This is a genomic window from Paraburkholderia sp. EB58 (genome assembly GCF_050436665.1).
Classification (GTDB): Bacteria; Pseudomonadota; Gammaproteobacteria; order Burkholderiales; family Burkholderiaceae; genus Paraburkholderia.
Genome location: NZ_JBNDMQ010000007.1, coordinates 248,516 through 267,972, shown reverse-complemented (window position 1 = coordinate 267,972; position 19,457 = coordinate 248,516). Strand labels below are relative to the sequence as shown.

At 62.0% G+C, this 19,457-nt stretch carries 19 protein-coding genes; 13 read left to right on the top strand and 6 right to left on the bottom strand.

Annotated elements, in window-relative coordinates; translation table 11 throughout:
• The first annotated feature begins 3 nt into the window (after positions 1–3).
• From P3T40_RS13275 to P3T40_RS13225, 11 genes are all read left to right on the top strand, one after another.
• Entirely contained in the window at positions 4–1,122 is a 1,119-nt protein-coding gene (locus tag P3T40_RS13275; RefSeq protein ID WP_429268155.1) for a mandelate racemase/muconate lactonizing enzyme family protein, read from the top strand.
• Positions 1,123–1,170: 48 nt separating this feature from the next.
• Entirely contained in the window at positions 1,171–1,506 is a 336-nt protein-coding gene (locus tag P3T40_RS13270) for an L-rhamnose mutarotase (RefSeq protein ID WP_429268154.1), read from the top strand.
• Positions 1,507–1,711: 205 nt separating this feature from the next.
• Positions 1,712–2,221: a lysozyme inhibitor LprI family protein gene (locus tag P3T40_RS13265; protein WP_429268153.1), complete on the top strand. Its 510-nt coding sequence runs from the start codon at positions 1,712–1,714 to the stop codon at positions 2,219–2,221.
• Positions 2,222–2,253: 32 nt separating this feature from the next.
• Positions 2,254–2,475, top strand: coding sequence for a hypothetical protein (locus tag P3T40_RS13260; RefSeq protein WP_429268152.1), 222 nt, complete (start codon positions 2,254–2,256; stop codon positions 2,473–2,475).
• A gap of 356 nt (positions 2,476–2,831) precedes the next feature.
• A complete protein-coding gene (locus P3T40_RS13255; protein WP_429268151.1) occupies positions 2,832–3,692 on the top strand; it encodes a polysaccharide deacetylase family protein in 861 nt (286 codons plus the stop codon).
• Entirely contained in the window at positions 3,689–4,864 is a 1,176-nt protein-coding gene (locus tag P3T40_RS13250; protein ID WP_429268150.1) for a glycosyltransferase, read from the top strand. The genes P3T40_RS13255 and P3T40_RS13250 overlap by 4 nt, the downstream gene beginning before the upstream one ends.
• 141 nt (positions 4,865–5,005) lie before the next feature.
• Positions 5,006–5,464, top strand: a complete 459-nt coding sequence (locus tag P3T40_RS13245) for an N-acetyltransferase family protein (protein ID WP_429268149.1) — start codon at positions 5,006–5,008, stop codon at positions 5,462–5,464.
• Positions 5,465–5,748: 284 nt separating this feature from the next.
• Positions 5,749–6,903: a peptidyl-alpha-hydroxyglycine alpha-amidating lyase family protein gene (locus P3T40_RS13240; RefSeq protein WP_429268148.1), complete on the top strand. Its 1,155-nt coding sequence runs from the start codon at positions 5,749–5,751 to the stop codon at positions 6,901–6,903.
• Between the two features lie 87 nt (positions 6,904–6,990).
• Positions 6,991–8,397, top strand: a complete 1,407-nt coding sequence (gene tcuA, locus P3T40_RS13235) for an FAD-dependent tricarballylate dehydrogenase TcuA (protein ID WP_429268147.1) — start codon at positions 6,991–6,993, stop codon at positions 8,395–8,397.
• The gene (gene tcuB / locus P3T40_RS13230; protein WP_429268146.1) at positions 8,384–9,562 is read left to right on the top strand and encodes a tricarballylate utilization 4Fe-4S protein TcuB; all 1,179 of its coding nucleotides are present in this window, start codon (positions 8,384–8,386) and stop codon (positions 9,560–9,562) included. Before tcuA ends, tcuB begins: the two co-directional genes overlap by 14 nt.
• Before the next feature lie 69 nt (positions 9,563–9,631).
• Positions 9,632–10,951 (top strand): MFS transporter, encoded by a 1,320-nt coding sequence (locus tag P3T40_RS13225; RefSeq protein WP_429268145.1) that lies wholly within the window; start codon positions 9,632–9,634, stop codon positions 10,949–10,951.
• A gap of 95 nt (positions 10,952–11,046) precedes the next feature.
• On the opposite strand, the gene P3T40_RS13220 is transcribed toward P3T40_RS13225, so the two are convergent.
• From P3T40_RS13220 to P3T40_RS13205, 4 genes are all read right to left on the bottom strand, one after another.
• Positions 11,047–11,952: an ABC transporter permease gene (locus P3T40_RS13220; protein ID WP_429268144.1), complete on the bottom strand. Its 906-nt coding sequence runs from the start codon at positions 11,950–11,952 to the stop codon at positions 11,047–11,049.
• A gap of 1 nt (position 11,953) precedes the next feature.
• Positions 11,954–12,868, bottom strand: coding sequence for an ABC transporter permease (locus tag P3T40_RS13215; RefSeq protein WP_429268143.1), 915 nt, complete (start codon positions 12,866–12,868; stop codon positions 11,954–11,956).
• Positions 12,869–12,952: 84 nt separating this feature from the next.
• Positions 12,953–14,248, bottom strand: a complete 1,296-nt coding sequence (locus tag P3T40_RS13210; RefSeq protein ID WP_429268142.1) for an ABC transporter substrate-binding protein — start codon at positions 14,246–14,248, stop codon at positions 12,953–12,955.
• Positions 14,249–14,331: 83 nt separating this feature from the next.
• A complete protein-coding gene (locus tag P3T40_RS13205) occupies positions 14,332–15,390 on the bottom strand; it encodes an ABC transporter ATP-binding protein (protein WP_429268141.1) in 1,059 nt (352 codons plus the stop codon).
• 281 nt (positions 15,391–15,671) lie between these two features.
• On the opposite strand from P3T40_RS13205, the gene P3T40_RS13200 reads away from it, so the two are divergent.
• Entirely contained in the window at positions 15,672–16,637 is a 966-nt protein-coding gene (locus tag P3T40_RS13200; protein ID WP_429268140.1) for a polysaccharide deacetylase family protein, read from the top strand.
• Positions 16,634–17,389, top strand: coding sequence for a GntR family transcriptional regulator (locus P3T40_RS13195; RefSeq protein WP_429268139.1), 756 nt, complete (start codon positions 16,634–16,636; stop codon positions 17,387–17,389). Before P3T40_RS13200 ends, P3T40_RS13195 begins: the two co-directional genes overlap by 4 nt.
• 49 nt (positions 17,390–17,438) lie before the next feature.
• Here the strand turns inward: P3T40_RS13195 and ggt are convergent, their stop codons facing one another.
• Complete coding sequence (gene ggt, locus P3T40_RS13190; protein WP_429268138.1) at positions 17,439–19,040, bottom strand: gamma-glutamyltransferase; 1,602 nt, start codon at positions 19,038–19,040, stop codon at positions 17,439–17,441.
• A gap of 117 nt (positions 19,041–19,157) precedes the next feature.
• Complete coding sequence (locus P3T40_RS13185; RefSeq protein ID WP_429268137.1) at positions 19,158–19,394, bottom strand: hypothetical protein; 237 nt, start codon at positions 19,392–19,394, stop codon at positions 19,158–19,160.
• Positions 19,395–19,457 lie beyond the last annotated feature (63 nt).

Here is a 19,457-nt window from a genome sequence, read left to right as displayed (position 1 = left end):
CACATGACCACAATCGAAAACGTCGAAATCCGGCAAGTCGACCTTCAGCCGAAAGTACGGCGCACGGACGCCATCCAGTCGTTCGTCGTGCAGGAAACCATTTTGCTGACGATCCGTTGCAGTGACGGCAGCAGCGGGACAGGCTACACATACACGATCGGCACGGGCGGTTCGTCGATTGTCGCGCTGCTGCACGATCATCTGGTGCCGCGGCTAATCGGCCGAAATCCCGCGGAGTACGAAGCGATCTGGCGCGATCTGTTCTTTCATACGCATGCGACTGCCGTCGGTGCGATCACCAGTCTTGCGCTTGCCGCCGTCGATACGGCGCTATGGGATCGCAATACGCGCGTCGCCGGCCTGCCGCTTTGGGTCGCCGCGGGTGGCGCGAAACCGCGCGTGCGCACTTACACGACGGAGGGTGGCTGGCTGCATCTGTCGCAAAGCGAACTGGTCGATCAGACCCTGCAGGCGCAGGCGGAGGGTTTCCGCGGCGCCAAGATAAAGGTAGGGCGCCCGCACGTCTCGGAGGACGCCGCGCGCCTTGCGGCCGTGCGCGCAGCGGTGGGCGATGGCTTCGAACTGATGACCGATGCGAACCAGGGATTCACGCTGGCCGAGGCGCTGCGACGCGCTCATGCATTCGAACCGCTACGCCTTGCATGGCTCGAGGAACCGATGCCCGCCGAGAGCATCGACGCGCACCGGCGTCTGTGTGCGGCGACGACGGTCCCGGTGGCGGTCGGCGAATCGCTTTACCATCCGGCGCAGTTCGCCGAATATGTGAAAGCGGATGCGTGCTCGATCGTTCAGGCGGACGTCGCCCGCGTGGGCGGCATTACGCCGTGGCTGAAGATTGCGCATTCTGCCGAGGCGATGAACATCGAGATTTGCCCGCACTTCCTGATGGAGTTGCACGTGAGCCTGTGCGCCGCAGTGCCCAACTCGAGCTGGCTCGAGTACATTCCTCAACTGGACTCGCTAACCGGTGCATCGATTGTGGTGGAGCACGGTTATGCGACACCGCCGGCGTCGTCGGGAATCGGTATCGACTGGGACTGGGACGCGATTCGTGCGCAACAGCGTCTGCAGATCGAGATCGACACGCCGGTGAGCGCGTGAAGGCCTGAGGCGCCGGTCACTTGCTACTGTTTTATTCTGGAGCTTTTCATGCGCTACTGCCTCGCCCTCGATCTTCGCGACGATCCTGCCGTGATGGCGGAATACGACCGCTACCACCGTGAGGTCTGGCCCGAAGTACTCGCGCATCTTCGGGCCTCGGGCATTCATGACATGACGATCTGGCGGCGTGAGAACCGGCTCGTCATGCTGATCGACGCGGACGAGGGATTCACGCCGGAGCAACTGGTTATCGGACCGGACACCCATCCGCGAGTCAAGGAATGGGAGACGCTGATGGCGTACTTCCAGCAGCCTTTACCCCATGCCGAGAAAACCGCATGGCAGCCGCTCGCGCGCGTGTTTCGCCTAACTGAACAGATCTGATTGACGGATTAACCCTACCCATTGCCGGCGGTCGCGGAAATCTTTGGTAAGCACTCTGGCGCTACGGCCTTTCTTTCGCGCTTAGATACCGCCCAAGCGGACTATTCTGCCCACGTGCGAATCTCATCGCGTTGTGTGTGCCGGTCTTCGATGAGAGCGCTCGCAGCTCGCCGCTATCCGGTCACCTCTTCGTACAGGGTTAGTCATGTCCAAATCGAAAACTGCTGTTCCAGTCGTCGCCCGCCTGCTTGCAAGACCATCGGCGAGCCTGTCGGTCTGCGTTCTGGCGGCGTGCGCGACGCTTGCCGGTAACGCGTCGGCGGCGAGCTTCCATTGCGCGAGCAAGGCGTCGGCATCGGAGAAGATCGTCTGCAAGGATCCGCAACTATCCAGCCTCGACGATCGCCTTGCAGCGGCCTACCAGCGCGCGCGGGATACAAGTATTGACCCGCGCGGTGTGGAATCCGCCCGGATCGAGCAATGGCTCTGGCGCCAGCGCAACTGTACTGATAAGGCCTGTGTGCAGGGGTGGTACGAGCGGCGCATCGCCGAGCTGGATGCCGACTACGAGCAGGCAAAGCACGCTCAGCGAGACGCTTTCGAAGCGTCGCTGGCGGAGCAGAAGCTGGCTCCGTCTGCGGTGGATGCCGTGAGGCAGATGAAGGACGATTCGCTCGTGGCAGAAGGCCCGGTCACGAATCCGGCAATGAAGTGAACGCATTGCTGCCGGATTGAGGATAGCAGCGTATGCGTCATGGACCCTCGGTAAGGTTGGTCGTGTCAGTGGACGATGATGGGCCGGAAGACAGCGTTGGCGGAATCGTCGAACTCGGGGGACGCAAAGTTGGTGTCTGGTATTTCGATGCGATGACGAGCATCGTGGTGACGCGCGCATTCCGCAACAAGGTCGTCATCGGCAGCGCGGCCGAGGTGATTTCCCAGTTGAAGCGGCTCGCCATCCGTTTTTGATGCGAGCCGCACCGCGTCGTTGCGGTCGCAACATTCTGATCAACGCGAGCCGCGCATTCCACGAGAAGCAAACACCGCTGCACGAACGCCGCCACACGGCGCTTCGTGTTCTGCGGATCAGTCCTTTGTCGAGATTGATGGACGCCTTCGACAATGCGACACAAATCTCCACAAAGGAACCATAGATTGCAGAGTTTGTTCTCTCTAATATTAATTCATATTTCAACATCGAGGCATTTGCCGCGCGGGCAATGCGCCAAAGGCCGCCTTTTGTTGAGAGAATTCACTACTCCGTTGTAAAGCAATCGGCATTTTAGATTAGTCATCGATAAGACACCTTTTGGCTTGAATAGTAAATGATACAAGCGACTGAATCGGTTGCGAATTCGATACCGGTACTGATGTATCACCGCGTTTCCCAGTCGGGTGACTCGCTGACCGTCTCGCCTGAGAACTTCGAGTCACAGATCAGTTGGTTGGCGAGAAACGGTTATATCACGCTCACCGCCGATGAATTCGCGCGCTTTTTACACGGTTCGACAATGCCGCGTAAATCGGTTTTGCTGACCTTCGACGACGGCTATCTGGATAATTATGTCCATGCGCATTCTATTCTTTTACGTTATGGACTGAATGCGGTCATGTTTCTCGTGACCGGTCGCGTACATGACGGCCCGTTTCGCGCCATCGAGGCGCAGCGTATGGAAGCGCCGCGCTCGCATCAGGCGTGCGAGCGTCTTGTTTACGACGGTCGCGCGGACGAGGTGACGGTTCGCTGGAGCGAGGTCGAATTGATGCGTGCGGCGGCCACGTTCGAATTCCATAGCCACACGCACAGCCATCTTCGGTGGGACCAGTTGTGCGCTAACCCGGTCCGCAAACGTCAGAACATCGCCTTGGACATCGAGAAGTCAAAGGCGGTCCTGACGGCGCGCCTTCGTGTGGGGTCGCGCCATCTGTGCTGGCCGGAGGGCTATTTCGACGCCGACTATATCGACGCCGCCAAGGCCGCGGGCTTCGATTACCTCTACACGACCCGCAACCTGCGACGCAACGTGCCCGGCAGCGACCCCTTGCACATCCATCGCCTCGTCGATAACGGTAAGGATGCCGAATGGCTGGCGCAAAAGCTACAGCGCTACCAGGATCCATTGTGGGGGCGGGCGTACTACTGGTTCAAACGGGCCAGACATTTCCGGAACGAAGCGTGGTCATGAACATCCTCTACACGAACTTTCACGCGGGAGACGGGGGCGGTCATACCACCTACATTCTGAGTCTCGCAGCGGCGCTGGTGGATCGCCACCGCGTGAGCGTGGCGGCGCCAAGGTCGAGCCGGTTCTACGCGAGCGCGCAGGCGCTTCCCGGTGTCGAGGTGATCGCGCTCGAGTTTCGCAACCGGCTAGGCGCTATGGTCGGATCGGGCTGGCGCTTGCGGCAACTGATCGCCAGCGAGCGTTTCGACATCATTCATGTGAGCGGCTCGGCGGACCACCGCATCGTCATGTCGGCGACGCTAGGATTGAAGCGAACCCGGCCACGTATCGTCTTCACGAAGCACAACGATTTGCCGGTCAGCGGTTTGAGCACATGGTTGAAGGGCAAGCTCGGTACCGATTCGGTGATCTGCGTATCCGATTACACGCGGCGCCATCTTGCGAAAACCGTCTATGACACGGAGGTGGTGTGGGTCGTGCATCACGGCATCGATCTGTGCCGATTTGCGCCGGTCAGGTCCGAGGTCGTCGAACGGCTGCGCAGAAGGTGGCGCGCGGCGATTCCGCGAGATGCGCTGCTGGTGGGCAGCATCGCGGGCACGGACTGCAACAAGGGGTGGCTGCATATGGTTGCGGCCGTAGCTTTGCTGCCCGCTGCGCAGCGCGAGCGGATTCGCATTGTCGTGGCGGGTCGGTGGCCAGATCCCCAACAACGCGCAAGCGTCGACGCATTGGGGATGACGGACCAGGTGATCTACACCGGCGTGCTCAACGACGTGCGGCCCCTGGTGGCGGCTCTGGATGTCGGCTTTGTGCTGTCGCAGCGCGAAACCCTGTCGTTTGCGTGCCGGGAGATGATGGCGATGGGCAAGCCAGTCATCGTGTCGGACTCCGGTGGTCTGCCGGAAAACGTGGAATCTGGCGTGAATGGCTGGATAGTCGCGCCGCAGGAGCGCAAACGCCTTGCTCAATTATTGGCGCGTCTGCTCGACAACCGGTTGGAGGTCATGCTGGCGGGCAGGGCGGCGCGTGCGAGGAGCGTGGCGCAATTTTCGCTGCAGACGTTCGTGGATCGCACCGAGACAGTCTACCAGGAGTGTCTGCTGCGCATTCCGCCTTTAGGCGGCAGCAGCGCCGTCGCTGAATGGAAGGTTCAGCGCAACTCGGGCTGACGCGCTTTCTGTCCAGGATGGATAATTCGTCCCTGGTGCGTAAGATGCGCGACAGCGCAGTCCTTGCCGGTCCCTTGGCAAGCGCAGGTTTCGATGCAGCGCGTCAACGCTCTTCAACTTCAATTCATCCTGGGTTTTCACATGGAACAGATCGTCTTTCGTTCGGCGCTTCTTGCTGACGTGCCTGCCATCGTCGCGATGTTGGCCGACGACGAACTCGGCAGCATGCGCGAAATCACGAGTTTGCCGCTCGACGAGCGATACGTCGCGGCGTTTCGCGCAATCGAGGCCGATGCCAATCAGCAACTGGTGGTCGTCGTGGATGGCGACGAGGTCATCGGCACGCTGCAACTGTCGTTCATCCCAGGGATTGCCCGTATGGGCGCATGGCGCGGCCAGATCGAGGCGGTTCGAATTGCCGCTCACCGCCGCGATTCCGGGTTGGGCCATAGGATGTTCGAGTGGGCGATCGAGGCGTGCCGCTCGCGCGGCTGCAATCTCGTCCAGCTCACCACCGACAAGAGCCGCGCCGACGCGCACCGCTTCTACGACAATCTCGGTTTCGTGGCGAGTCATGTGGGGTACAAGCTTGCCTTGTAACGCCTCGTAATGCCGGGTTTTCGTGCGATGCGTGCGACTGCGCAGGTCCGAAGCACGTACTCCATAACATGCACTATAGTGAGAGCGGCATGGCTTGGCCATGTCAGCGATGCCGGCTTGTAACCGGAAAGCCTGCCACCTGGAGCGTCCGTGACTGCAGATCGGGTTCAACGAAGTAACACAGGCGACAAACAAGCAAGCTGCCAACGGGGCATGTTCCTGTAAGGCTGCCTGGAGACACCGGTGTCCGGCAAAGGCCCACGAATAACAAGGAGGTGAAGTTGATGAACGACCCTCATTCGGAATCCTGTCCATGCTGTGGTGATCCACAGCACCGCTCCGTCACCCGGCGCCGTTTCCTGGCCCTCGCTGGCGAGGGCGCCGCGGCGCTCGCCCTGATGCCTCGTTTCGGCTATGCGGACACTGACACCGTTCCGGCCATTGCTTACGATTCGGTGCTCGACCCGGTGCGCTTGCCACGCGATGTCTATTTTGGCGAGTGTTCCGGCGTCGCGCTCAATTCGAAAGGCCACATCTTCGTGCTGTCGCGCGGCAATACGAGCGGGCCGGCCTACGGCGCGGCGGCGGCCCAGTTGCTTGAATTTGCACCGAACGGCCACTTCATCCGCGAGATCGGCCGCAACCTTTATGCGTGGTCATTTGCGCACACTGTCAAGGTCGATGTTCACGACAATATCTGGGTGACCGATAAAGGCTCGGACATGGTGATCAAGTTCACCCCGGACGGGCGCGTGGCGATGGTGTTCGGCCGCAAACAGGAGGCAGCGGACGAAGAAACCGCTCCGCTGAAGCATCCAAACCCACCGTTGCCAGCCGAGCCGGGGCGCTTCCGCCAGGTGACCGACGTCGCATGGGACGCCGCCGGCAATACGTATATCAGCGACGGCTATATCAACTCGCGCGTCGCCAAGGTCGACAAGGACGGCAACTGGCTCAAGTCGTGGGGCGAGCGGGGCACCGGTCTCGGCCAGTTCCATACGCCGCATAGCATCGCGCTTGATGCAAACGGCAGCGTCTATGTGGCCGACCGCAGCAATCGGCGCATTCAGGTGTTCGACGGCGAAGGCAATTTCCTGCGTCAGTTCACAATCGACGTACCGGTGCCGCCCGGCGCGCGCCCGGCGATCGGCTACGCGCCGGACGAGGCGGCCATCGCAGCGGGTACATTCGCCCCCGGTTCGCCTTGGGCGATCTGTATCTCGCCTGGCCCCAACCAGGTCCTCTATAGTTCCGATGCATTCCCTGGACGCATTTACAAGCTGTCGCTCGACGGTAAGGTGCTAGGCGTGCTCGGCGAATCCGGCAAGCAACCGAAGCAGTTTGGCTGGATTCATCAAATGGCCTGTCCATCGGAGAATGTGCTGTTCGTGGCCGAGCTATTGAACTGGCGGGTGCAGAAGCTGGTGCTGCACACCTGAATCCGTGAACACGTATTGCCCGGTGCCTGCTGGCGGCTGAACACTTGAGCTTCTACACTCCTTTCAAATAGTCGGGGTGAGACGAACATGGTGGATGTACTGGTAATCGGCGGGGGCAATGCCGCTTTGTGCGCCGCATTAATGGCGCGCGAGGCGGGCGCCTCGGTGTTGCTGCTTGAAGCGGCGCCGCGCGAATGGCGCGGCGGCAACTCGCAGCACACGCGCAACCTGCGCTGCATGCACGATGCGCCGCAAGACGTGCTGATCGACGCGTATCCGGAAGAGGAGTACTGGCAAGATCTGCTGAAGGTCACCGGCGGTCTTACGAACGAAAAGCTCGCGCGGCTGGCGATCCGCGAATCGTCGACTTGCCGGGACTGGATGCGCCGCCACGGTGTTCATTTTCAGCCGCCGCTCCCCGGGGCCCTGCATGTTGCACGTACCAACGCGTTTTTCATGGGCGGCGGTAAGGCGCTGGTCAACGCCTACTTTCGCAGTGCGGAAGCGCTCGGCGTGAAGGTGCGCTACAACGCCCCGGTGGATGCGATCGAACTCGACGGCGAACGCTTCGTCGCCGCACGCATCGGCAGCGAACGGATCGAAGCGCGCAGTTGCGTGCTGGCCGCGGGCGGATTCGAATCGAACCGCGAATGGCTGCGCGAGGCGTGGGGCCAGGTCAATGGCGAATGGGTCGCCGAAAACTTCCTGATTCGCGGCACGCGCTTCAACATGGGCGTGCTGCTCAAATTCATGATCGAGACGGGCGCCGACTCTATCGGCGATCCCTCGCAGTCGCACTGCGTCGCCATCGACGCTCGCGCGCCGCTCTATGACGGCGGCATCTGCACACGGGTGGATTGCGTCTCGCTGGGTGTGGTGCTCAATCGCAACGCCGAGCGTTTCTACGACGAAGGCGAGGATTTCTGGCCCAAGCGCTACGCGATCTGGGGGCGTCTCGTCGCGCAGCAGCCGGGCCAGATCGGCTATTCGATCATCGACTCGAAGGCGATCGGCCGTTTCATGCCACCGGTGTTTCCCGGCACCAGGGCGAACACGCTCGGCGAACTGGCGCGCGCCGTTGGGCTCGACGAAACGACCTTCGTGCGGACTATCGAAACCTACAACGCCGCCTGCCGCGTCGGCACCTTCGACCATGCTGTGCTCGACGATTGCCACACCGAAGGCATTACGCCCGCCAAAACGCACTGGGCGCAACCTATCGACAAACCGCCGTTTCTGGCGTTCGCGCTCCGTCCGGGCATCACGTTCACCTATCTGGGCCTGAAGGTCAACGAGCAGTCAGCGGTGCATTTTGGCGGCAAGCCGAGTCCCAACCTCTACGTGGCGGGCGAAATGATGGCGGGCAATGTGCTCGGCAAAGGTTATACGGCGGGTGTCGGTATGGCGATCGGCACGGCGTTTGGACGCATCGCGGGAGCCCACGCGGCCAAAGCCGCATTCGAATCGAGGGAAGCCGGTCATGCAGTCGCTTGAAGCGCTCACTCGTGAGGCGAGTGAACTCGCCTCGAACCCAATGAACGAACGGCCCGTTGTGTTTGCGATGACACCCGCGGAGGGCGAAGTCAGCCGCATCATGCAGATCTGCAACGCCTGTCGCTATTGCGAAGGCTTTTGCGCGGTGTTTCCGGCCATGACCCGCCGCCTCGAATTCGGCCGCGCCGATGTGCATTTCCTCGCGAATCTCTGCCACAACTGTGGCGCTTGCCTGCATGCGTGCCAATACGCGCCGCCCCACGAATTCGCGGTGAACGTGCCGAAGGCGATGGCTGAAGTACGCCTGCAAACCTATGTGGACTATGCGTGGCCTGCGGGCTGTGGCGCGCTCTACAAGCGCAACGGCCTGACGCTGGCGCTCGCGTTGGCCGCAGGCCTCGCACTGTTCCTGATCCTCGCATTGATACTCAAAGGCTCGCTGTTCCCGCCACCGCTTGCCGGCAATTTTTACGCAGTGTTCCCGCACAATGCGCTGGCGCTGCTGTTTGGAGTGGTGTTTCTGTTCGCGCTGTTCGCCCTCGGCGTCGGCGTGCGGCGGTTCTGGCGTAACGAGGATCCCGGCGCGCTCTCGGGCCAGGCGATCGGCGAGGCGGCGCATGACGTACTGAGCCTGCGCTATCTCGGCGGCGGCCACGGCAAAGGCTGCAACGAAGCTGATGATGCCTTTACGCTGGCGCGACGCCGTTTCCATCATTTGACCTTTTACGGCTTCATGCTGTGCTTTGCGGCGACCTGTGTCGCCACGCTTTACCACTACCTCTTCAAACTGGAGGCGCCGTACGCGCTCACGAGCCTGCCGGTGCTGCTCGGGACGGTGGGCGGCATCGGCTTGCTGGCCGGACCGGCCGGGCTGCTGTGGCTGAATTTCAGGCGCAATCCGCAGCACGGCGATGCCGCGCAACGGCCTATGGACCGCGGTTTCATTGCGCTGCTCCTGCTGACGAGTGTGAGCGGCCTCGCACTGTTGGCCCTGCGTGACTCGTCGATCATGAGCCTGTTGCTCGCCGTTCATCTCGGCGTCGTGATGGCCCTGTTCCTCACGCTGCCGTACGGCAAGTTCGCTCATGGCATCTACCGCAGTGCGGCATTGCTCAAATGGTCAGTCGAAAAGCGGCGCCCTGGCGGTCTGCTCGTCGAGGACTAATATGTGAGACTACGGGCGACGCATCATCCATAATGAAAAGAGCGGTATTTAAACGATCCAGGAGACGACATGCAATCCGATCAACCGACCCAGCCGCTGGGTGGCACGGCACCGCGCCTCTCGAAGTTCGGGGCAGTACTGCGCGTGACGAGCGGCAACTTCCTCGAGCAGTTCGACTTCTTCCTGTTCGGCTTCTACGCGACGTACATCGCCAAGACGTTCTTCCCGGCCGCCAGCGAGTTCGCCTCGCTGATGCAGACCTTCGCCGTATTCGGCGCCGGTTTTTTGATGCGGCCGTTAGGCGCGATTATCCTCGGCGCATATATCGACAAGGTGGGACGGCGCCGCGGCCTGATCGTCACGCTGGCCATCATGGCGAGCGGCACGATCCTGATCGCCATCGTACCTGGGTTCGCCACGATCGGTCTGCTTGCGCCGGCTTTGGTCCTGATAGGGCGCTTGCTGCAGGGCTTTTCGGCGGGGGCGGAACTCGGCGGCGTGTCAGTTTACCTGGCTGAAATGGCGACCCCGGGCAAAAAGGGCTTTTACACCGCCTGGCAATCGGCCAGCCAGCAGGTAGCCATTGTGGTGGCCGCCGCGCTCGGCTATGCGCTGAACCTGTTGCTCACGTCTGCGCAAATCGGCGCCTGGGGCTGGCGTCTGCCGTTCCTGATCGGCTGCATGATCGTGCCGTTTCTCTATGTGCTGCGCCGTTCGCTGCAGGAAACGGCGGAGTTTCAGGCACGCCGCCATCATCCGGCCACCTCCGAAGTATTCCGCTCGATGCTGACCAACTGGAAGACGGTGGTCGCCGGCATGATGATGGTTGCGATGACAACCACCACCTTCTATCTGATCACCGTCTACACGCCAACTTTCGGCCGTGCGGTGCTGCATCTGACTACCTCGGATGCGCTTGTCGTCACGCTGCTGGTGGGCGTATCGAACTTTATCTGGCTGCCCATTGGCGGCGCGATTTCGGATCGTATCGGCCGCCGTCCGGTGATGCTGTTCGTCTCGGCGCTGGCCATCGTCACCGCTTATCCGGCGCTGGAATGGCTCGCGCACGCACCGAGCTTCCTGCGCATGCTCACCGTGCTGCTGTATTTTTCGTTCTTCTTCGGCGCCTATAACGGCGCGATGGTCGCGGCGCTCACCGAGGTGATGCCGGTCGAGGTGCGGGTAGCGGGTTTCTCGCTCGCGTTCAGTCTGGCGACTGCTTTGTTCGGCGGTTTCACGCCGGCCGTCTCGACGTTCCTGATCGAGATGACGGGTGACAAAGCCGCGCCGGCCTACTGGCTGATCTTCGCGGCGTTATGCGGTTTCCTGGCGACGCTGGTGCTATATCGACGTGGTGGAGCGGCCGAACTGCAGGCGAAGCTCGGCTAGGTTGGGCAAACGCGAGGGCCCCGTAAGCGGCTTTTGCCGGTTACGGGGCCCTCAGCACTCGTGGACATACCGCCACTCCTGGTACTCCGTACTAGCTAGCGCATTGCCGCAGCGAGCCGCCTGCGGGTCAGCCAGCGCACCGCGAGCAGACATCCCACCATCACGGTCAGCGACAACACAGTCGTCATCGTGCCGAGCGCGTAAATCACCGGTGTTGTCACCGAAGTGGTGAGCCCCTGCAATTCAAGCGGCAAGGTGTTCTGATCGCCGATGGCCTGCGAAGTGCGGGCGATTTCATCCCACGAGAGCGTGAAGCCGAACATCGCCACACCGATCACGGAAGGCCCGATGATCGGCAACACGATATGGCGGAAGTTTTGCCACGGAGTTGCGCCCAGATCGCGTCCGGCTTCCTCATAGGCCGGATTGAAGCGGTTGAACACCGCGAACATCACGAGCAAGCCGAACGGCAAGGTCCACGTCAGGTGCGCGCCGAGCGCCGAGGTGAACAGACCCATCGAAGTCGAATAGTTGTCGGCGAACGACTGGTTGCCCGATGCGGTCGCCAGATACTTGACGGCGCTATCGAGCAGGCGGAACGTCAGTCCGATTCCAAGCGACACGATGATCGACGGCATGATCAGGCTTGCCACCGACACATAAAACACGGCCGTATCGCCGCGAAAGCGCTTGCGGAACGCAAGGCCCGCGGCCACCGAGAACAGCACGGTGAGCACCGTCACGACCAGTGCGAGGCGTACGGAGCGCGCGAACGCGCCCCAGATGTCGATATCGCCCACGCCCTGGCGCAGCACCGAAAACCAGTGCAGTGAGACGCCGCGCATCGGGAAAGTGAGGCCGCCTTCCGGCCCCTGAAACGACAGGATGAAGATGGTGATCACGGGGCCATAGAGGAACAGCACGAACAGCCCGAACAGGAGAGCCAGCCAGTAAAAACTGGCCGGCCGGCGTTCGCGATGCCTGATGCGGATGGCCTGCATGTCACAGCTCCTTGCGGATGTCGACCACCCGCGTCAAACCCCAGACAATCATCAACACCACAGCGAGCAGGATGATCGCGTTGGCCGCCGCGGCCGGGAATTGCAGATAGCCTGTCTGCACCTGAATGATCTTGCCGACCGAGGCGATCTGCTGGCCGCCCATCACGCCGACCGTCAGGAAATCGCCCATTACGATCGTGATCACGAAGATCGAGCCGATCACGATGCCGGTCTTGGAGAGCGGCAGCACCACGTTGCGGATCACCTGCCAGCCGCTTGCGCCGGCATCGCGGGCTGCTTCGAGCAGCGAGCGGTCGATGCGCATCATGGCGTTGAAGATCGGCACGATCATGAAGAACGTGAAGAGGTGCACAAATGCGAGCACCACGGAGAAGTTCGAGTACAGCAGCCATTCGAGCGGCTGGTCGATCAGATGCGCGCCAAGTAGCGCCTGATTGACCAGGCCGTTGCGCCCGAGCAGCGGAATCCACGAGATCATGCGGATCACGTTCGAGGTCCAGAAGGGGATCGTGCAGATCAGGAACAGGATGGTCTGCATCGCTGTCGTACGCACGTGGAACGCGAGGAAGTAGGCAATCGAAAAGCCGAGTACGAGCGTCACCGCCCAGACGATCGCGCAGAATTTGAGCGTGGAGAGGTAGGTCTTGAAGGTGACGCACATATCCGTCATTGACGAACAGCCGTCGAAAATCGCCTTGTAGTTTTTCAGCGTGAAGGCGGGGATGATCTGATACTCGTTGTAATCCCAGAAGCTGACGATCAGCGTGATGACGAGCGGCACGATGAAGAACAGCAAAAAGGTCAACGTGAGCGGCGTTGCCTGAAGCCACGCCGGCGCGCGCCGCTGCCTCGCCGGTACATCCGGCGTGTGAGTGGAAAGCTCGATCGATGCCATGGCGGGATATCCGTCGTCGGGAAGCCGCGGTTGCCGGCGTGTCAGGTGCCGGCAACCACGGCCTGTTTCATGCAGGTATGCGAACTATGCCGCGATGAACTCGTTCCACTTCTGAACCATATAGATGTTTTCGTCCATCACCGCGTTCCAGCAGGCGATGGCGCCCATCCGCTCGTTGTACGAGCCGCCATCGCGCACAGTGCCGGCCTTCTCCAGCAACTGGCCGTCCGGCGCGTGGATGTCCTGCGCGGCCGGCTTGCCTTCGATCCAGTAGTCCCACTCATAGGGCTGCATATGCGTCTTCGCGGTCTCGAGCACACCTGAGTAATAGCCCTGGCGCATCAGATAGGCGCCTGCCCAGCCGTCCTGGAACCAGTTGACGAACTCATATCCGGCATCGAGCTTGCGGCCTTGCAACGAGCGCGGAAAGGCGAAGCCCGAGGCCCACGAGCGATACCCTTCCTTGAGCGGCTGAAACTTGCAGGGAATACCCATGGTGCGCACCTTCGTCACGGCCGGCGACCACATCGACTGGATCACCACTTCGCCGGAGGCCATCAGGTTTACGCTTTCGTTGAAGTCCTTCCAGAAGGCGCGGAACTGGCCGGCGCGCTTGGCTTCGATCAGGATCTTGATGGTCTGATCGATCTCGGCCTTCGTCATGTTGCCCTTGTCGCCGTACTTGACGTGCCCCATGGCTTCGATGGCCATGGCGGAATCCATGATGCCGATGGCGGGAATGTTGAGCAGCGCGGCCTTGCCTTTGAAATCAGGGTTCAGCAATTCGGCCCAGCTATTGATAGGACGCTTGATCAGGTCGGGACGAATGCCGAGCGTATCGGCGTTATAGGTGGTGGGAATCAGCGTCATCCACTCGGTCGGCGTGGCAGAGAATTCCGTGGAGCGTGGCCCGGTCAGGAACATCACCTTCTTGGGCGCGGTCCCCTGATCGCCGATCTTCTTGCCGTTCACTTCACCCTTGGTCAGCACCGGCGTGATCTTGTCGGCCAGCTTGATCTTCTTGGCGTCCATGCCGGCTAGCGTGCCGGCGGGAATCAGCTTCTTGAGCGAGAAATACTCGGTGTCGACGATATCGAACGAATTGGGTTGCGTGATGATGCGCTTGGCGACGTCGTCGGTCGTGACCGGGATGTACTGAATCTCGATACCGGTGTCTTCCTTGAACTTCTTCGCGATGTCGTCGCTCTGGTTAACCGCGGTCCCCAGATAGCGCAGCACGATCTTCTCCTGCGCATGCACATACGGGAAACCGGCAATGCCCGCCGCGGCAACCGCGCCCTTGATGAGCGTACGGCGCTTCAGGCCTTTGTCCGTCAGCTCGGGTTCGGCGGCTGCCGGGCGCTCGTTTTGCTCACTCATCGCAATCTCCTCAGGTGACGTTCTACTCATGTGACTTTTGGTTAGGGTGTTACGCAAGAAAACCGGTTAGGCGTGACTGCGGCCTAGGCTGCGAGCGGATGGGCGTCCCGCTCGTTCCACCACACGACCACGCGTGACTCCGGACCGAGCCGCGTGGGATCGTAGTCGCCGTCGCTCACCAGCGAGACGAGTTCGGGCGAGCCGTCGAGCGGTGCGAGGGTCATGCGCAAATGCGTGCCCTGGTATTCGGCTTCGCGCACGGTGCAAGGCACGCCGCCGATCCGCGTGAGACCGCCTTCGCCCACGAGGGTTTGCACGGGAGTGACGCCGTGCGGCACCACGCGCAGATGGTCGGCGCGCACCGTGAAGAGGCGCCCGTTGGTGCTGAATACGTTGTGGCCGCCGAGAAAGCGCGCGACGAACTCGGTGCGCGGGCGGTTGAAGACTTCGTGAGGCGTGCCGCTTTGCTCGATGTGGCCGTGGCTCATTACGACGACGAGGTCGGCCAGCGCCATTGCTTCTTCCTGGGAGTGCGTAACGTGGACGAAGGTGATGCCGAGGTCCTTTTGCCAGCGCTTGAGTTCGGCGCGCATCTGCACGCGCAGGAACGGGTCGAGGGCGGAGAGCGGTTCGTCGAGCAGCAGGCAGCGCGGCTGGTTGAGCAGGGCACGCGCGAGCGCCACGCGCTGCTGCTGGCCGCCCGACAACTGCGCGGGCTTGCGCTCGGCGTAAGCGGACATGGCGACGAGTTCCAGCAGTTCGCCCGCGCGCTTGCGGCGGGCGTCTTTCGCCACCCCGCGCATCTTCAGGCTGAACGCAACGTTATCGAGCGCGCTCAGATGGGGAAACAGCGCATAGCTCTGGAACACCATGGCCGTGCCGCGTGCGGCCGGTTCTTCGCGCGTGACGTTGCGCCCGGCGATCAGGACATCGCCTTCGGTGACCGATTCATGTCCCGCGATCATGCGCAGCGTCGACGTCTTGCCGCAGCCGGACGGTCCGAGCAGGCAACAATACTGGCCGCCAGGAATGCGCAGGTCGATCGCGTTGACGGCGAGCGCGTCGCCGTATTGCTTCGAAACATGGACCAGCTCGATATCGGCGGCCTCCGTATGGAGTACGGTTGAAGCAGGCTGGATCATGAAGAAGAGGTCCTCGTGAACGGCACACACGGAGCGTGTGCGAACCCCTCAAATGCAAGACATATGCCATGCGACGTAAATCGCCGCGTACAATCGCAAACAGGTTGCGCGGTCTAACGTCTGCAAGTTGGCGCACATATTGCAAACGATCGCTGGCTCGGATCGTTAGCGATTTGAGCCGCGTTCTTGCGCAATCGCGGTGCGTCTTCGGTCCGTCACGGGGCATGACGACGCCAAACCGGTTCATGCGGAGCGCTAACTGTCACTCACGGCTGCCTTAAATGACAGACTCACGGAATATGCCCGGAACGTTGCACCGTGCGCGCCAGCCGATCGCCGCGCACGGACGCTTTCCCTATCGGCCCATTACGGATACCGATGGATTCCGCTGGCCGGGCGATACCGGTCTTGCGGTGTATCTGGGCTTCAATATCGAACACTTCGCTTTCGGCGAAGGGCTGGGTGCGGCGCTGGGTCCGGTCTCGCCGCAGCCCGACGTGCTCAATTACAGTTGGCGTGAGTACGGCAACCGGGTGGGCGCATGGCGTTGCCTGGAACTGTTTGACGACCTCGCCATGCCGGCGGGCGCGCTGATCAATACGGCGCTCTACGATCATTGCCCGGAACTGATCGCGGCCTGCGTCGCGCGCGGCGACGAACTGATCGGACATGGACATACGAATGCGCACCGGCAGAGCGATCTCGATGAAAACGGCGAGCGCGAACTGCTGCTGCATTGCCGTGAACGGATCGCGGCGGAAAGCGGCGTGCTACCTGCCGGCTGGCTTTCGCCGTGGATCTCCGAGTCGCACCTGACGCCGGACCTGCTGGCGCAGACCGGTTATCGCTATACGTTGAACTGGTGCCACGATGACCGTCCCGTGCGGATGGCGACCCGTGATGGCCCGCTGTGGTCCATCCCTTATCCGCAGGAACTGAACGACCTGCCGATGCTGGTGGGCCGGCAGATGGATGCATGGGCGTTTGCCGACATGATCGTCGATCAGTTCGACGAAATGCTGGAGCAGGCGAATCGCGGCGGCGCGCCGCAAGCGCTGGTGATGGGCATCGCGCTGCATCCGTATCTGGTGGGGCAGCCGTACCGGCTGCGTCAATTGCGCCGCGCGCTTCAGCATATTGCGGCGGCATGCCTCAAGGGCGACGTATGGATAACGACGCCAGGCGCTATCGCCGAATACATGGATGAAATCGAGCGCAACGCAAGCACGTCCCAGAGCACACCATGACCGTGAAATCCAGCGCAGCGGCGCCCGGCGCGGCGGCGGCCAAAAACAACGCGAAAGACGATGCGGATGTTGATGCACGCATCTATCAGTCGATCTTCGACGGTGTGCTGGACCATCGTCTGACGCCTGGCACGAAGCTGCCCGAACCGGAGTTGTGCCATCTGTTCGGCGTGGGCCGCGCGGTGGTGCGCCGGGTGCTCGAGAAGCTTGCCTACGACGGCATCGTGGTGCTGCGGCCAAACAAGGGCGCGGTGATCGCTGCGCCGACCCCCGAGGAGACGCGTGAGATTTTTGAAGCGCGCCGTGCACTGGAGAGTGCGCTCGTTCAGTTCGCCGTGGAACGCGCGAGCGCGCAGGACATCAAGGCGCTGCGCCAGCAGCTTGCCGAAGAACACAAGGCGATGCACCGCTTCGATCAGCCGTCGTGGGCCCGACTGACAAGCTGCTTTCATTTGCGCATCGGCAAGCTGGCCGGCAATTCGATCCTGCAAAACTATCTGACCGAACTGATTACGCGCACCTCGCTGATCGTCGGGGTGTACGAGGCGCCGGGTAATGCGCCATGCGAACACGACGAACATGCAGCGATTGTCGATTGCATTGAGGCGCGCGATGCAGCGGGGGCTATCGCCCGCATGACCTCGCATCTGCGCGAACTGGAAGAACGCATCGAAACTTCGCGCATGCCTCGCGAGAAAAGCCTCGGACAATTGCTCGGCATTACGCAGCTGAGGCAGGCGAGCGAGGCGTAGAAGGCACGCGTTTAGCAGACGCGTTTGACGGGCGCGTGCAACCAGATATTCAAGGCGTGCCTTCTTCGACGCCCATAGCCCGGCCATCGCTGCGCGGATCCTGTGCGCCGCACACCGTGCCGTCGGCATCGATCCGTAACGCGCCGGGGTGACCAGCGAGCGGACTTTGCGCCGGGATGGCGCTCACCTCATGACCGCGCGCCGCCAGTGCGGCGAAGACCTCGGGGCCGGCGTCCTCTTCGAGCTTGAGGGCATCGCGGGTATCCGAGAAGGTTTTGCCGAGCAAAAAGCGCGGACGGGCGAGGGCGCTGAGCGGGTCCATACCGTAGTCGATCAGGCGCGTCAGAATGGCTGCGAGTGTTTGCGGCTGACCGTCTGCGCCTTGCGTGCCGAACAGCAAGTGCGGGTGGCCATCCTTCAGATACATGCCCGGGTTGAGCGTGTGAAATGGCCGTTTGCCCGGCTGCAACGCGTTGTGATGCGCAGGGTTAGTGCTGAACGATGCGCCGCGGTTGTGCCAGAGAATGCCGGTATCGCCGGCAACGACGCCGCTGCCCCAGTCGAAATAAACCGTTTGCAGGACGCTGACGCTGCGGCCGTGGCAATCCGTTGCGCCGATAAACACCGTATCGCCGGGGCGAAACAGATGGGGCCACGGGCGTGCGGTGTGCATGCTGATCGAGCGGGCGTGCGCGTCAAGGGTGGCATCCGCGAGCATTTGGTCGACCGGCACCGGTTTGAAATCCGGGTCGCAGACGAGGCGGTCCCGGTCCATGAATGCGCATTTCACGGCTTCCACCAGCAGGTGGTAATAGTCCGCGCTGCCTTCAGCAATCGCGCTGAGATCGAAGCGCTCGAGCGTGCCCATGATCTGCAAGGTCGTGACGCCCTGCGTAGGTGGGCGCATGCTCACCAGTTCGCCTCCCCGATAGGCGACGCGTAATGGCGGCTCGTCGCGTGCACGTGTTTTCGCGAGGTCGGTTTTCGTTAGCGGCGAACCGGCGTCCTGCAAACCTCGCGCGATGCGCTCGGCCAGTTCTCCCTCGTAAAACTCGCGAGCACCGAAGCGGGCGATGCGCTCGAGGCTGCGTGCAAGCTCGGGTTGCACAAAGCGTTCCGCGACGGCCGGAATCCGGCCGCCCGGCGCAAAGGTCTTCGCGAAGCCCGGCAGGGCGTTCAATTCGTCGGCGCGCAAGCTTTGCCAGAAGTGCTGCGAAGGCGTGACGGGGAAACCGTTGGACGCATAGTCGAGCGCCCGTTCGAATAGCACTGACCAGGGCAGCCGACCCTCCCATGACGCTTTGCTGATGGCGTAAACCTGATCCCAGGTGTCGACGGTCGCTGCCGTGGTGAGTGTTGCAGCGGCACCGCGCATCGGGATGGCAGCGTCGAATGCCGGTGGGTTCGCTGCGGCCTGGCCGATGCCTGATACGGTGCGCAACAGTCCATTGCGGTCGCCGATCACCCAGAAGGCGTCGCCGCCGAGACCGGTAAAGTGCGGATAGGTCACGGCGAGCGCCGCGCCGATCGCAATTGCCGCTTCTATGGCGTTGCCGCCGGCGCGCAACACGTCGAGGCCGGCTTGGCTCGCCAGCGCATGTGGACCGGTCACCATGCCGCCCGTGGAGCAGGCGAGTTTCGGGTTGTGCATCGGGACTCCGCTACGGCAGGGTTGCCGTTCTGTGTCCCGAGTATAGAGGGCGGCCTACGGCGCGAAAAGAGTGCGCCACGCCGAGTGGAGTCCGGACTCGCGGCCAGACCTTAAGCGTTAGCGCGCGCCGAGTACCCGCAATACGGCGTTGCCTTCGTCCGTAATCGCGAAGCTGACCTTGCCTTGTCCCGCGTCAACCACCTGGGCAAGACCCGCTTCGCGAAGCGCTGCGACGTCGGGCGTTGCCGCCATGGCATCGACAGGCGCTTGAAGAAGCACCATCAGCGTCGCGATTTCGTGCGCGCTAAGACACCGCATGCCTGCGGCTCCGCTGTTGCGTTGGATTGCCTTCATGGCAAACATCCTGTTTATTGCGCCAAGCCTTGGCGCTGTATCCTCTGTTTGAGATTCTAGGCC